Raw genomic sequence first — 14,860 nt, forward strand, 5'->3', positions numbered from 1 at the left:
CCTGAAAACGCTGAGGCTATGCTCCAGATTGCTATGGTTCGCATCATGCTCAGGCGCTTGGCTTAATTGGCTACACCCCTACCCCTTTTCAAACGCCCTCTTAGAACCCCTAAAGGAAATATTTTTGTCAGTCCATCTGCTCATGAATGCATTCTTTAATACTTTAAACTTCACCAACCAAGCACCTTAGATTCAGCGCTGAAAGAGCGATCAATTTAAGGTCTGGTGCGCCAGTTTAGGTGACTAAAAGACCATCGCTTATCTGGTTTACTTAGGGTTTTGAAAGTCACTGCTCCTGGCGGAAAAATCAAAAATTCTATAAAATACTTCGCTTCTTGGCAGTCCAAAGGTGATGCGGAAGGAAGCCGTTAACCTAAATAAATTATTTGCTTAATCAGGAAATAGGAAATCATTCGACAACATAGGCGATCGCAGATGCCCTTATAGCCGCTTCTCAACGATTGGGCTAGCTGCCCACCTTTAGGCAAAGAGCGTGGCTGTGGTGGGCGGCAAATTTGAGTTGAGTGCTTGTCGCCTATATTTTTAAAGCTTTGTTACCTAATTGGCATCAGCAGAAGTCATTATCAGGTTGTAGAGAGCGGTCAACGTAATTAAAAGTAAAAAAGGTTTCTACCCTAAGATAGATCACCCTTTCTATAAAAAGACTGATCATCAGTCATAGCTGTAGTGTTGCAACTATAGCTAACGAGATAGGTCTCTAAAATTAATCTAGTCTATTGAGACAGTCGAAACTTGAATTGAATCAGGTTTAGGTCTGTAAGACCATCCCGATCGCTGGTTTAGCCGATTGATGATTCGCCGCTGCAACATAGCAGTGCTGAGCAGCCATATTCCTCCAGGGTTAAGGGCTGCTGGCGCTAAGGTGCATTAGGCATTACGGGAGAATAGGATGCCCCTTCAGGGAACCACTCAAGCTGTTTTTGCTGGCCCCGCCCCGCTGGCAGCGCTGCTGCGATCGCGCGATTGGTCGCAAACCCCGCTGGGCGACGCCACCACCTGGCCCGCTGCCCTCAAGACCACCCTGGGCATTGTGCTCAGCGCTGAGACACCAATGGCGTGCGTTTGGGGCGGCGATCGCGTCTTGTTACACAACTTGGCCTGTGCCACTTTGCTGCCCGCCGATCATGCCCAGGGCCAGTCCCTCGCCGCTATTGATGGCTGGGGAACAGCAGGCAGCGCCATGGATAGCGCCATTGAGCAGGTATTTGCCACCGGGCGATCGCAGTCCTTCGAGTTGATGCAGGCTGCTGCCCTGCATCACTGGGCCTGTAGCCCCATTTGGGATGAAGCGGGCCAGATCGGTGGCGTATTTGTCACTGGCCAAGCCACCCATTGCCCTTCGACAGAGGGAGCCCTGCGCAAAAGCGAAGAGCAGCTGCGCCTGGCCCAGCAGGGCGCTGAAGTCGGCCTGTGGGATTGGGACATGGTCACCAATCAGGTCACGTGGTCGGAGGAGTACTATCACCTCTATGGCTTACCCCTGACGGTGACGCCCTCCTACGAAAACTGGCTGGCCTGCATCTCGCCGCTCGATCGCCCCCACGTCGAACAAAAAGTCCGTGAGGCCATTGAGCTGGGCAAAAACCTCAAGACCAGTTTTCGCATCGCCCACCCCAAGGAGAGTCGGCGCTGGCTGATGGTCAGGGGGCAGACCTTCTACAATGCTGCGGGCAACCCCGTCCGCATGACGGGCATCGCCATGAACGTCACCGAGCAAAAGCGCTTTGAACAAGCTCTCATCGGCAGCGAAGCCATTGCCCGCACCCAGGCCGAAGAGCTGGCCGCCCTGATGGAAACCACCCCCGCCGCCATCTGGATTGCCCACGATGTCGATTGCCGCCAGATGACGGCCAACCGCATGGCCCACCAGCTCATGCAGACAAAGCCAGGGTCGCTAGCTACCGCCACCTCGTGGGCCGACGGCAGTACGCTGCCCTTTAAGCAATGCAAACAGGGGCAAGAACTGCTGCCCCAAGATCTGCCGATGCAAAAGGCCATTCGCACCGGGCAGGAGGTCACTGATGAAATCGAGTTTGTCTACCCCGACGGCACGGTGCGCACCATCTACGGCAAAGCAGTGCCGCTCTACGACCCCAGCGGTGAGGTGCGAGGTGCGATCGCCGGTTTTGTCGAAATTACTGCCTTTAAGCAGAGTGAGCGCGATCGCGAACAACTGCTCCAGCGCGAGCGCATCGCCCGCGAAGAGGCCGAGCAGGCCAACCGGCTCAAAGACCAGTTTTTGGCAGTGCTCTCCCACGAGCTGAGGTCGCCTCTCAACCCGATTTTGGGCTGGGCCAAGCTGCTGCAAACCCGCAGCTTTGATGCCGCTAAAACCGCCCAGGCTCTCGCTACCATCGAGCGCAACGCCTTGCTGCAAACCCAGCTAGTCGATGACCTGCTCGATCTGGCCAAAATTTTGCGCGGCAAACTCCACCTCAACCCGGTGCCGGTCTATCTGGCTAGCGTGGTCGAATCGGCGGTAGAGACAGTAAAAGCCTCGGCAACGGCCAAAACCATTGCCCTCAAGCTCGACCTGTCACCCACGATTCAAGTGGCGGGGGATGCGGCCCGGCTCCAGCAGATCGTTGGCAACCTGCTCTCCAACGCCGTTAAATTTACCCCCAGCGCGGGCCGGGTCACTGTCACCCTAAAATCCGTCGATGACCAGGCCGAAATTAGCGTCAGCGACACGGGCATTGGCATTAGTCCAGAGTTTTTGCCCCACCTGTTTGAGTCCTTTCGGCAGGAGGATGTTTCGATCACCCGCAAGCATGGCGGACTGGGGCTGGGGCTGGCGATCGTGCGTCAGCTAGTGGATATTCACGGTGGTACCATTACCGCTCGCAGCCCTGGCGAGGGGCAGGGAGCCACCTTTAGCGTGCGGCTCCCGCAGTTGTCGGGGCCAGCGTTGGCTGACCCCACCGCTGCCCTGCCCAAATCGGCCCTCGACTTAAGCGGCATTCGGATATTTTCTGTGGATGACTCGGCTGACACCCGTGAGTTTTTGACGGTGCTGCTAGAGCAGTACGGGGCCAACGTGATTACCGCTGGCTCGGCCAGCGAAGCCCTCGCCGCCCTCAAGACCCTGCACCCCGACGTGCTGATCAGCGACATCGGCATGCCCGATATGGATGGCTATAAGCTGATTCGCCGGGTGCGCGCCCTGCCCCCCGACCAGGGGGGAGATATTCCGGCGATCGCCCTCACCGCCTACGCCCGCGACGAAGATCAGCAGCAGTCCCTGGCCAGCGGCTACCAACGCCACCTGAGCAAACCCCTGGATCTTGAAAAGCTAGTGCAGGCCGTGGTCGAACTCACCCAGGCGCATTCGTAGCCGAGGTGGAAAAGGGGTAAAGGGTGAGGGGTGATGTTTTAGACCGTGTCCCTCACCCTTTTACCTCTATTGAGCAACACTCAGCGCTTGCAGCAGGGCCTGGGCCGCGGCCTCGGAGGAGGCCGGATTTTGCCCGGTGATCAGGAGGCCGTCGTGCACCACATGCACCTGCCAATCCTCGGCTTTGGAGTAGTGGCCACCGTTCTGCGTCAGCATGTCTTCTACCAAAAAGGGCACCACGTCGGTGAGGCCCACGGCGGCTTCCTCGCTGTTGGTGAAGCCGGTGACGCCTTTGTTTTGCACCAGAGGCGAGCCATCGGCTGCCTTGGCGTGGCGCAGCACCCCAGGGGCATGGCACACGGCGGCCACGGGCTTATTCGCCCCGTAGAAGGCTTCGATCAGGGCAATGGAGTGGGCGTCGTTGGCGAGATCCCACAGCGGGCCGTGGCCACCGGGGTAAAACACGGCGTCATAGTCGGCGGCGGACAGCGTCGCCAGCACGGCGGTGTTGGCGAGGGCCTGTTGGGCCTCAGGGTCTTGGCTAAAGCGATCGGTGGCCTCGGTTTGGGCGTCGGGGGCGTCGCTTTTGGGGTCTAGGGGGGGTTGCCCGCCCTGGGGCGAGGCCAGGGTAATCTCGGCCCCGGCATCTTTGAATACATAGTAGGGGGCGGCAAATTCTTCGAGCCAAAAGCCGGTTTTTTTGCCGGTGTCGCCTAGCTGGTCGTGGGAGGTCAAAATCATCAAAATTTTCATGGGTTATTCCTTACGTTGGATCAATTGAGAATGGCGGTGGCAGCAGCAGTGGGGCCTAGGTTTGACCCCCAATCAGTTCGGCTAGGGCCTGGCTGAGCTGATCGAGGTCGAGGGGTTTGCTTAGGTGGCGCTGAAACCCGGCGGCGATCGCGCGATCGCGCGTTTGACCATCGACGTAGGCAGTCAGGGCGATCGCCGGGGTCAGGCCGCCCTTCGCCGCTGGCCACTGTCGCAGGGTCTCAATCAGCATAATGCCGTCTTTATCGGGCATGCCGATGTCGCTGATCAGCACGTCGGGATGGTGCTGCTCGATTAGGTGCAGGCCCACCTCCGCAGAGTCCGCGATCAGCACCTCCATGCCGTAGTCTTCCAGCAGAGCCGTCAACAGGTGCAGCGAGTCGAGATCGTCGTCAATAACTAGGACTCGCCGCCCGGTCAAGGTGAGGACGCCAGGGAGGGCGAATGCCGGAGAGGGGGAGGGTGTAGCGGGCTGCAAGGGCAGTCGCACCGTAAAGGTCGACCCCCGCCCCACTCCGGGACTGGCTACCGTCACCTCGCCGCCGTGCTGCTCGGTCAGGTAGCGCACGATCGCTAAACCCAGCCCGAGCCCGCCAAAGTCCCGGGTGCTGCTGCTGTCAGCCTGGCGAAAGCGCTCAAATACGTGGGGCAAGAAATCGGCGCTAATCCCCTGGCCGGTGTCGGCCACCTCAACGACGGCGTAGTTGCCATCCTGGCGCAGTTGAATGGTAACTGTACCGCCCTTGGGGGTGAACTTAATTGCGTTGGAGAGCAGATTCCACACGATCTGCTGGAGGCGGTTGTGGTCGCCCGCCACCAGCACCAGGTCGGGGTCAAACTCGGTGACTAGGGTAATAGCCTTGGCCTGGGCCGAGAGCTGCACGGTCTCTAGGGCGGCCTGCACCACGCCAGACAAACTTACCGACTGAACGTTGAGCGGTAGCTTGCCCCGCAAAATGCGCGACACATCGAGCAAATCTTCGACCAGTTCGGCCTGAACCTTGGCGTTGCGCTCAATGGTTTCGAGGGCGCGGGTGCGGGTGGCCTCATCGAAAGGGCGCGATCGCAGTAGCGAGGCCCAGCCTAAAATGGGGTTCAAGGGCGTGCGCAGCTCGTGGGAGAGCATCGCCAAAAACTCGTCTTTAATGCGGTTGGCCGCCTCGGCCTCTTCGCGGGCCACACGCTCTTGCTCCAGGGCGCGATCGCGCTCCACCAGCGCCATTTTTTGGTCGTGAATATCGGTCGATGAGCCAAACCACCGCAGCACCTCCCCCCGCTCATCCCGCAGGGGAAACGCCCGTACCAAATGCCAGCGATATTGACCATCGGCGGCCCGCTGGGGCCGAGTCTCTAGGGTCAAGGGCAGGCCCTTTTGCAGTGCCTCATCCCAGGCGGTCTGGCCGCGATCGCGATCGTCGGGGTGCAGCACCGCCAGCCAGCCCTCGGCAAAACTCTGGGCCGGGCTCAGGCCGGTGTAGTCGTACCAGCGCTGGTTGCAGTACTCGAGCTGGCCGTCGGGCAGCGCCGTCCAAAACATTTGCGGCATCGAGTTGGCCAGGGTGCGAAAGTGCAGTTCGCTCTTGCGCAGGGCCGCCTCAACCTGCTTTTGCTCGGTCACATCAGAACTGATCTCCAAAACCGCGTCGGGTTCGTCCGCTGGGGTAGACTGGAGCGTCCAGCGGCTGTTGGTGACGATTGAGCGGCCATCGCGGGTAGTTTGCATCAGTTCCCCCGTCCAGTAGCCCTCCTGCAAAATGGCCTCGCGAATGGCTTCCATCGGCTCGGGCAAAACGGTCTTGAGCAACTCGGTGGTCGATTGGCCGATCGCCTCCGCCGCCGACCAGCCGTAGCGCCGCGCCGCCCCTTGGTTCCAGTAGGTGATGGTGGCGGTGTCGAGGTCTTGAATAATAATGCTGTCGTTGGCCAGATCGAGCATCTGCATTTGCTGGTAGAGCTGGCGCTGACTGCTTCTGCGCTCCGTCACATCGCGAAAATAAATGGCCAGCCCGCTGGCCAGGGGATTGATGTGCATTTCAAACAGGCGATCGGGGTTTGCCACCCCTGGAGTTTCCACAATGAGTGACTGTCGAGTGGCCATCGCCCGCTGAAACGATTCCCCCATAGCGCTGCCCGCTAGATTGGGCAGCACCTCCCAAATCGACTGCCCCAGCAGCACCTCTAGGGGTCGATGAAACAGGTGCTGCGCCTGGGGGTTGATATACACCAACCGCCACTGCAAATCGACCGCATAAAAGCCGTCGGTAACGCTCTCTAAAATGGCCGTCACCCACTGGTTGGCGGAGCGCAGGGAGAACTCGCTTTCTTGCAGCTGGAGGGAGCTGTGCTCTAGGCGGTAGCGGGTCGCCCGCAACGAACCACACATCAGGCTCAAAACCACACCCTGCGCCACAAATACCACGATCCGAACCAGGGCCGGAGTCTCTAAGCTCAAGCTGTACTGGGGGGCCATAAAAAAGTAGTTGCTGACAAAGGCCGATAGCCCCGTAGTCAGAATGCCGCTGGCGGCACCGCCCCACCAGGCCGCCACTACTACAGCCCCAAAAAACAGTAAAAATGGGGTCATAGCCATATCGGCTATTGGGTTCAGCAACCCCATGAGAAGGAGCGCCATCGTCACGCTCAAAACCGCTATACCGTAGGTTTTAGGACGCAAATAGAGATGAACGTTCATAGCAGCCTGACGGTATGAAGCATCTAGGACGACAGCAAGCTGCTCCAGCCCACAGCCCACGCGCAAAACCCTCTAACCATGCCTGCTCTGGCATCTTTCAGCTAGCTCTAGCTTGGGATGGCACTTGACGCTAGTCATATACCCCCAGACATAAATTAGGTATTTGCACCGATCGCACAGGGCGATCGCATCGATCCCGCCCGCCCTCTACAAAGCCGCCCTTAAAGCTACAACCATTCCCTGTTTAGCTAGCCGATAAACCCTGAGCGCTGGCCCTAGGGTGCTCTGCTCAATTGGGTTCACCCCACAGAAAGATAACCCTGCCAGGCGCGATCGCTACAGTGAGGCCAGATGCTTAATCAAGGCGATATTTGCCTAGGCGTTGCCAGCGCAGAGCCTACAGGTCTGGGGGCAGAACTAAGGCTCCCTAAACCGTTTTCCAAACAAGCAGCCGCAGCCAAATTTTGTCCCCTTTCACTGGCGCTGGTGAACTTTTGCGGCGCAAAGAGCAAGCGGAATGTAAACCCAAATGCCACCCTCGACTGAGCCCAGAGCAGCGGCTAGTACGCTGAGGCAGAAACCATCCTACTGTTCATAAGGCTTGAAACACCCCTACTCTAGGGATTTTTCACTTTGAATTTTGCATTTTGAACTCCGCGCAGCAGTACTAGGTCTAGCTTTACCGGATCAGAAACTCGGATTTAGTTCAGCAGCACACCGCATTTGTAATCAATCACAAGGAGCAGAATCTATGACTATTACCCCCGATCAAATTCCCGCCCAGCACCAAAAGCGCACCCCGGCCCTAGAGTCAGAAATGGTGCCCCGGCCCCAGTACGACGACCCCAACTATAAGGGCAGCGGCAAACTGCAAGACAAAGTTGCCCTGATTACGGGCGGCGACAGCGGCATTGGCCGTTCTGTGGCGGTCTACTACGCCAAAGAAGGAGCCGATGTTGCCATTGTCTATTTTGATGAGCACGACGACGCCAAGGAGACCCAGCAGGCGGTAGAAGACTATGGTCGTCGCTGTTTGCTGATTCCGGGCGATATTCGTGGCGAAGATTTTTGTCGTGAGGCGGTGCAAAAGACCATCAAAGAATTTGGCCAGATCGATATTTTGGTCAACAATGCGGCGGTGCAGTATCAAGAGCCCAGCCTCGACGAGATCGATGCGGCCCGCCTAGGGGATGTTTTTGCCACCAATATCTTCTCGATGTTTTACTTTGCCAAAGCGGCTACTCCCCATATGAAACCGGGTAGCTCGATCATCAACACCACCTCGATCAATGCCTACAAGGGCAACCCCAGTCTGCTGAGCTATTCCACCACTAAGGGGGCGATTTTGGCCTTTACCCGCTCCCTGGCTGAGCCGATGTTAGAAAAGGGCATTCGCGTCAACGGCGTCGCCCCCGGCCCGATCTGGACGCCGTTTATTCCCGATGCGTTTTCGGGGGACGATGTTGCCAACTTTGGCAAACAAGTGCCGATGCAGCGGCCTGGACAACCCAAGGAGGTTGCGCCGAGCTTTGTCTTTTTGGCCTCTGAAGATGCGTCTTATATGGCAGGGCAGGTGCTGCACCCCAACGGCGGCGTAGTCGTTAATGGATAGGGCGGCGCTGGCAGTTTAATCAAATTTAAGCATGAGGGAGAGGTTGCGATCGCAACCTCTCCCTGACGTATTAGTGGCTCTATATCAGCCCACCAGAAATTGTCCAATGTTCCTATCGCCCTGCCCTGATTATCTATCTCAAGGATTTTCTCAGCTCCCCCAGAGGAGTGATTTTTCTTAGATTGCGGGAACTTATTATTGATAGTGCGATAGGTCTTTAGTTATCTATCCTAGGTTCTATCCTAAGTTTTTTTTGCAAAAGGATCGCTATGCAAGGCAATTGCTTAACAGCAATTCCCAGTTTTGTTGCTGAGCAACTGGATGATGATATCCCCACTGCCCTAATTGCTAAACCACCGCTGCCCCAGACGCGAGTTTCTGTGATTGTGCCGGTGCGCGATGAAGCAGAAATGCTGCCTAAGACACTGCAAGCCCTGGCCGATCAGAGCGATTTTGAGGGCCATTGTTTAGATGCTAAAAGCTACGAAGTAATTGTGTTTGCCAACAATTGTACGGATGCGTCGGCTGCGATCGCCCGTCAGTTTGCCCAGCAGCATCCCCAGTTTCAACTCCATGTGATTGAGCAAACCCTGCCGCCGTCAGAGGCCCACATTGGGCAAGTGCGCCGCCTGCTGATGGATGAAGCCCATCGGCGGCTCAAGGGGCTGGGGCAGCGCCACGGCATTATTGCCTCCACCGATGGTGACAGCCAGGTCGATCGCCAGTGGATTGCGGCCATGCAGCATGAAATCGCCCAGGGGGCCGATGCTGTGGGCGGGCGCACGGTCACCCACCGGGCCGAGCGGGCGGCCCTCGATCGGGCGACGAAAACCTCTTACCTGCGCTTTGTGGGCTACCGATACCTCGTCAAGCAGCTAGAAGACTGCCTTGATCCTGACCCGTTTGATCGGGCACCCCGGCACTACCAATTTTTTGGCGCTAACTTCGCCGTCACCCACGAGATGTATGCCCTAGCCGGGGGCATGCCCCCCATACCCACCTCTGAGGATGTGGCCTTTCACCGGGCGATCGTCAAAGTAGGGGCCAAGGTGCGCCACAGTACGCTGATGCGGGTGACCACTTCGGCCCGCCACCAGGGACGAGCAACGATGGGGTTGGCCGATCGCCTTTGTCAGTTTCAAACACTGGGGCAGCGGCAGCAGTCGTTTTTAGTCGAGTCGGCTGCAGAGGTGAGGGCGAAGCTATTGGTGCGTCGCGATCTGCGCCGCTGCTGGGTGCAGGCCACCAGCGGCCAGCTGCGGGCGGCATTGGCACCTCAGCGATTGGCCCAGTTAGCGAATCGGCTGGCGGTGCCCATGGCCGAACTCCACGAGGCGATCGAACAGTCGTTGACCTTTGGAGAGCTGTTTCAGCGGGTTGAGTATTGTCAGCAGGTGATGGGGATCTGGCAACAGCAGTGGACGGCAGTCCCCATAGAGCGGGCGATCGCCGATCTGCGCCTCTGTCTTCACCAGCAGCGCCAGCAGACGGCACAGTACTCCGTTACGGACGCTCGTAGAGGTCGAGGCGGTAGTCTGCCGTACGGTGACTGTACAAATGGTTGAGCGGTGCGATCGCCGCAAAGGCTTGAAAGGCATTGTGCACATCATCCCCCCGCAGGGGGTAGCTGGGGGCCTCGTGCAGCCAATGCACCAAGAGTAGCTGCCCACTCGGCTCTAGCGACTCATAAATGAGCTGTTGCGCCCGACACAGATCGGCCTGGCACCAGTAGTAGCCCACCTCTGACAGCAAGACCAAATCGAAGCTCTCGTCTGGGTAGTCCTGGGGCACATTCATTAGCTGAAAGCGTACCTGGCTCAGGTGTTGGCAACGCTGGATGGCCCGCTCCTGGGCCAGGGCCGACAGGTCTACCGACAGCAGCCCGTCACAGCGGGGGGCTAGCTGCTCGGTGAGCACGCCGATCGAGCCGCCGATTTCAAAGGCCGAGCGATAGCGCGGTTTGGGCAGCGCCGCCAGGGTGGCGGCATATTTAGCCGCTTCGTAGTCGCTGGTTTCAAACCGCCAGGGGTCGGGGTCGGCCTGGTAGAGGGTGTCAAAAAAATCGGCGGCGAGGGATTGCTCGGTCATGGGGTTGGCTCTAGATAAATTTCCCAGGGGTGGAGAAAGTTGGCGATTAGCTCGGGCAGCAGGCGAAACCCGGTGGGGTCATCCGCAATCAGATCGGTGGTTTGGGAGCGGTAGCAGTGAATCGCCTGCCGCTTGAGATCTACCTGGGCCGCCACATCGAGCCGCCAGACTTTATAGCCCTCGGCCAGGGGGCGGCGCTGGCCAGGGTCCCAATCCCAAATCGGGTATTCGAGGCAGCGAGGCGGTTGGAGAAGGCTGGCAACTGGTGCAGGGATCGCTTCGCGAATCGCCCCCTGCACCAGTTGCCAACTCGCCCGATGGTCGCGGTGGGGGTCAAATCGGTAGGGCAGAAAAATCGTCTGGGGAGCTGTCTGACGCAGATAGGTCTGGCACCGCTCTAGGACAATCTGGGCAGCGGAGGACGGGGGGCGGTGATCAGGTGGGGACAGATGAGGAACCTCCCCGTCAGGCAGACCCAGAAAGGTTACATGTTCAGCCTCCACCTGAAACAGCGACAGGGCGGCCAGGGTCTCGGCCTGGCGCACCTGCTTGAGTCGCGGGGGCGGGTACTGCTGCGATCGCAGGTGGGAACGGGTGCCGTCGCTAACCACCAGCACATGCACTGGGCAGCCCCTAGCTCGCAGTTGGGCGATCGCGCCGCCACAGCCCAGGGTTTCGTCGTCGGGATGGGGTGCCACCACCAGCACCGGAGCGCTGAGGGTAGTCAATTGCAGCGGTAGCGCCGCCGCCGCAAAGGGCGATGGGGTTGGTGAACAATCTAGACTCACCATAGGCGATCGGCGGGAGTTGTTTGCGCCAGGGCATAGCCCCCCACCCCCGCCAGCGCCGCGTCAAAGGCAGGCTGCCGCAGATATAGCGTCAAGTCACGAATCACCCGCTCCATGGCGTGGGGCGGCAGCAGCCCTCGGGTGCCCACCGATCGCTGGCACAGCTGCATGGTGTCGATACAGATTTGCTCAATGGCCGTTCGCATCATGTTGGCGTAGGCCACCAGCCGCGCCTGATGAGGATGCACCACGTCAGGGGTGCCGCCAAACTGCGTGTCATAGTCAGCCAGGCGATCGGCGGCCCCGCGCAGCCAGAGGTTGCCGCTCTCCAGAGCGATCGCCATCTGGCCCAGCCGCTCTTGTTGATAAGGGTGCTCGGTGCGCTGCTCGCCCTGCAAATACTGCCGGGTGAGGTCAAACAGCGCCTCGGCCCCGCCTAGCTGCACCGCCGCAAACCGCACCACTCCAGCCGTCAGCCAGGGCTGCCGCAGGTAGTCGCCCGGCTGGCCAATCAGCGCCTCAGCCCCCACCTCTACGCCGCTAAAGTCAATCTTGTAGCTGGCAGTGGCCCGCATGCCCATGGGCTGCCACCAGTCGCGATCGCAGCGCGTGCCCACCGCTTCCATGGGCACAATGCACATTTGCCACGACCCATCGGGTAGTTTGCCATTCACAAAGGGGCGCTCCACATGGCCGCCCCCCGAGCAAAAGGTCTTGGCCCCCTCCAGTCGGTAGCGATCGGGGCCAGTGGGCACCAGGTGCAGACCTTCGGCATCCTCAGCATTCCAAACGCCAAATAGCTTGTGCTGATTCCGCGCCTCTCGGCCATAGCGCTCAACCTGCTCCGCCGTGCCAAAGGTTTGAATTAGCTGTAGCGCATTCACATGGCCCTCATACACCCGCCCGATCGCCAAATTTCCCCGGCCAATATGCTTGAGCAGCCGCAGCAGGTCGTGGGTTGTAGCCGACTCAATGCCCAAACCACAGCCCCCTAAGTGAGTACGCAGCGGCGCGGCCAAAAACCCCGCCCTGGCCAACTGCTCAAACTCATTTACCGGAAACGCCCCAGGCTGATCGACCGCCGCCGCCTGGGCGGCAAAATCGTCGGCCAGTTGCCCAGCCAGTGGCAGCAGATCGGCGATCGCCAGCTCAGGCGCTAGCGGCAACGTTAACAGTTCGGCAGTAATAAGAACACCTCCTGAGACAGGCATTACAATAGACAAAAGACATCTATCCCCACTCACGCTGAGACATTGGGGATGCTCCTAAGAATGACAGATGTCTGACCTGCACCCCTCTACCCTTCGAGGTATTTGAAAGCTGGCTAACGCTTAACCAGGCAAAGTCTAATCCTCGCCGCTGTGGGGCACCAAAAAGTTAGTACGCAGTAGCAAGAATGATCCCACTGTTCAGAATGCTTGAAACACCTACCCTAACGATTTTTCCACTTTGAATTTTGCATTTTGAACTCCGCATAGCGGTACTAGCTGCTAAATCAATACCTCGACGGTGCATAGAGTTACAAAGCCGTCATCACTTTTAGAAACTCCTCTGACAGGCATGAGGTTGTCGCACTCTTTTGACGAAACAGCACCCCAGCCAAAAAGTAAATTTTTTCCGAGAAAAAGGCTTGCCCGCAGCGCTGAAGCTCTGCAATGGTGTTTCTAACCTTGGGCTCAGAGCTGTAATAGCCAAACTTTAGCGGAGTGACCATAAAATCGACCACATCATAACCCTGTTGCACCGCATGGTTAACGGTATCAACAGGGTTAGAATAGGCTGAGATCATCAACATCACCTGCTCACAACCCAGTGACAAAAGCTGCTTTGTAATCCCCGCCCCGTCAGCACCACCGTGCAAAGACGGCATATATAACTGGTTATCTGGAGCTGGCAGGTAAGGCGGATTTGCCACTAGGTAGCGCGCTTTTTCTGGGGAACTATTAAAGAAACAGGCATTGTGAACGTGGTAATAGGGTGTTAGGCCATACTCCTCGATTCTAAGCTTTGCCAAACGATAGGCATCGGCGTTTAGCTCATAGCCTTGAACTGTGCCATTAAAGGCACTTCTGAGCAAAGCTTGAATAACAGGGCTACCATCGCCGCAACCAAACTCAAAGATGGTGTCTGCTGAAGTGCTTTGCGATAGCACCATCTTCTCTAGACACTGGGCGTAAAATTGAGACTCTTCAGGGCAAAAAAAGACCTGATTGGGAGACTTAACCTCGATCGCAGCATCAGAGGCTAACACAGTTTTGTTCATGGCAAGAAAAAGATAAGGAGGTGAAAAGCAAATAGAGGCGTTATGCCAAGGTGATCTGGGGTAGGGAAGCCGTGGCCTGCTTAATGCCCTGAATGATGGCATCACCAGCGCGATCGCCAATGTATTTTTCCTGAGCGTAGCCCAGCAAAATTTCCCAAGCGTTGTCGGGGTACTGCTCTGCTAAGGGGAGCGCTACATCTTGCAGCATCCACAGACCGTGGCGCTCATCTTCGCGAATGTGCAGTTCCCAATAGCCCGACGACTCTTCGCTGAGATTCAGGCGCTGAGCCGCCATCAAATAGTCGGTATAAATCGAAGGGCCAACAATTTCAAAGTAGGTCAGCCCGCCGTTATAGCGCAGAAAATAGCGCTTGCATTCGGTCAGCAAAAAATTGTGGTTAATGCTGGCCAGCAGTTGCCAAGGGGCGAGGTCAAAATACCCCTCTGCTTTTGTATTCAGGCTCATTTCGGCCATCATTTTTGCAAAAAAGGTCGAGTGTTTGCGGGCCAAACGACCGTTGCCATACTCTTCCATCAAAACGCGAATTAGCATGGCCTGCACTTCATTGCTTGCCCCGCCCAAAATGCGCGACATGCGGCTGGCTTCTACTAGGCCATCTAGGGAGGCGATCGCCAACAGACGTCGATAGCCTTCTCGATCGAGTTCCTCTCGCAGGAAGCGCCTATTTTCGGTGACGGGTGGGTTTAAGTCGGCCTCATACCAGTCCTGCAGGGTTTGCTCTACATTCTGTTGCTGAAGCGATTTGACATCGATCTGCCCCAGTTCCCAGGCTTGCCAGACCGACTCAATGCGATCGCGCACCCATTGCAAATAGAGCGATCGCTCGTTCTTGTAATGAGATAAGTCGTCGTACCAAAACAAGTTGAGGCGATTAATGCGATACAAAACGCGCTGAAGAAACCGATGGGCGTCGTCGTTGCCAGGCTCAGAAGGATCTGCATAGGCTAGGGGTATCGCCACCGAAATGGCGGTTTCTAGCGCTTGGGTACAGTCAGGAATTTGAGTAATCTGCTGATCGAGATTTTCGAGGTTGAGCAACTCGATTAGCTGTTTTTCTGCGGCGGCAAAGCTAAAATCTTCGACGGTTGAGGAGCCACGTTTTTCGTTTTCTGTCCTCAATTCACGTTTGTTTATAACGGAAAACATGGATCTCCCTAGGAATCTTTCTTACTAGTTAACTGTAACGAACAACACACAATAGCTTATCCATCTCCAGGCAGAACCTTCGCCTTACTTGTTTTAGTTCTCCTGTAAGCACAGCAGAGATAG

The 14,860-nt window shown here is 57.4% G+C and carries 10 protein-coding genes; 3 read left to right on the top strand and 7 right to left on the bottom strand.

The window, feature by feature from the left end; translation table 11 throughout:
• Nucleotides 1–910: 910 nt before the first annotated feature.
• Entirely contained in the window at nucleotides 911–3,355 is a 2,445-nt protein-coding gene (locus H6G07_RS24290) for a PAS domain-containing hybrid sensor histidine kinase/response regulator (protein WP_073610961.1), read from the top strand.
• Nucleotides 3,356–3,421: 66 nt separating this feature from the next.
• Here the strand turns inward: H6G07_RS24290 and H6G07_RS24295 are convergent, their stop codons facing one another.
• Nucleotides 3,422–4,108: a type 1 glutamine amidotransferase domain-containing protein gene (locus H6G07_RS24295; RefSeq protein ID WP_073610960.1), complete on the bottom strand. Its 687-nt coding sequence runs from the start codon at nucleotides 4,106–4,108 to the stop codon at nucleotides 3,422–3,424.
• A gap of 55 nt (nucleotides 4,109–4,163) precedes the next feature.
• Nucleotides 4,164–6,818, bottom strand: coding sequence for a hybrid sensor histidine kinase/response regulator (locus H6G07_RS24300; RefSeq protein ID WP_084173641.1), 2,655 nt, complete (start codon nucleotides 6,816–6,818; stop codon nucleotides 4,164–4,166).
• Nucleotides 6,819–7,569: 751 nt separating this feature from the next.
• Between H6G07_RS24300 and H6G07_RS24305 the strand changes: the two genes are divergently transcribed.
• The gene (locus tag H6G07_RS24305) at nucleotides 7,570–8,430 is read left to right on the top strand and encodes an SDR family oxidoreductase (protein ID WP_073610958.1); all 861 of its coding nucleotides are present in this window, start codon (nucleotides 7,570–7,572) and stop codon (nucleotides 8,428–8,430) included.
• A 269-nt stretch (nucleotides 8,431–8,699) separates the two neighbouring features.
• Nucleotides 8,700–9,995: a glycosyltransferase gene (locus tag H6G07_RS24310; RefSeq protein ID WP_073610957.1), complete on the top strand. Its 1,296-nt coding sequence runs from the start codon at nucleotides 8,700–8,702 to the stop codon at nucleotides 9,993–9,995.
• Here the strand turns inward: H6G07_RS24310 and H6G07_RS24315 are convergent.
• From H6G07_RS24315 to H6G07_RS24335, 5 genes are all read right to left on the bottom strand, one after another.
• A complete protein-coding gene (locus H6G07_RS24315) occupies nucleotides 9,934–10,518 on the bottom strand; it encodes an SAM-dependent methyltransferase (RefSeq protein WP_073610956.1) in 585 nt (194 codons plus the stop codon). The two genes, H6G07_RS24310 and H6G07_RS24315, sit on opposite strands and share 62 nt — an antisense overlap.
• Nucleotides 10,515–11,309: a PIG-L deacetylase family protein gene (locus tag H6G07_RS24320; protein WP_073610955.1), complete on the bottom strand. Its 795-nt coding sequence runs from the start codon at nucleotides 11,307–11,309 to the stop codon at nucleotides 10,515–10,517. Before H6G07_RS24320 ends, H6G07_RS24315 begins: the two co-directional genes overlap by 4 nt.
• Nucleotides 11,303–12,517, bottom strand: a complete 1,215-nt coding sequence (locus tag H6G07_RS24325; protein ID WP_073610954.1) for an acyl-CoA dehydrogenase family protein — start codon at nucleotides 12,515–12,517, stop codon at nucleotides 11,303–11,305. The genes H6G07_RS24320 and H6G07_RS24325 overlap by 7 nt, the downstream gene beginning before the upstream one ends.
• A 308-nt stretch (nucleotides 12,518–12,825) precedes the next feature.
• Nucleotides 12,826–13,569 carry a class I SAM-dependent methyltransferase gene (locus H6G07_RS24330; RefSeq protein ID WP_073610953.1) on the bottom strand — a complete coding sequence of 248 codons (744 nt, stop codon included), beginning with the start codon at nucleotides 13,567–13,569 and terminating at the stop codon, nucleotides 12,826–12,828.
• A 40-nt stretch (nucleotides 13,570–13,609) separates the two neighbouring features.
• Nucleotides 13,610–14,737 (bottom strand): iron-containing redox enzyme family protein, encoded by a 1,128-nt coding sequence (locus H6G07_RS24335; protein WP_073610952.1) that lies wholly within the window; start codon nucleotides 14,735–14,737, stop codon nucleotides 13,610–13,612.
• Between the last annotated feature and the right edge of the window lie 123 nt (nucleotides 14,738–14,860).

The organism is Phormidium tenue FACHB-1052 (genome assembly GCF_014696675.1).
Taxonomy (GTDB): Bacteria; Cyanobacteriota; Cyanobacteriia; order Phormidesmidales; family Phormidesmidaceae; genus Nodosilinea; species Nodosilinea tenuis_A.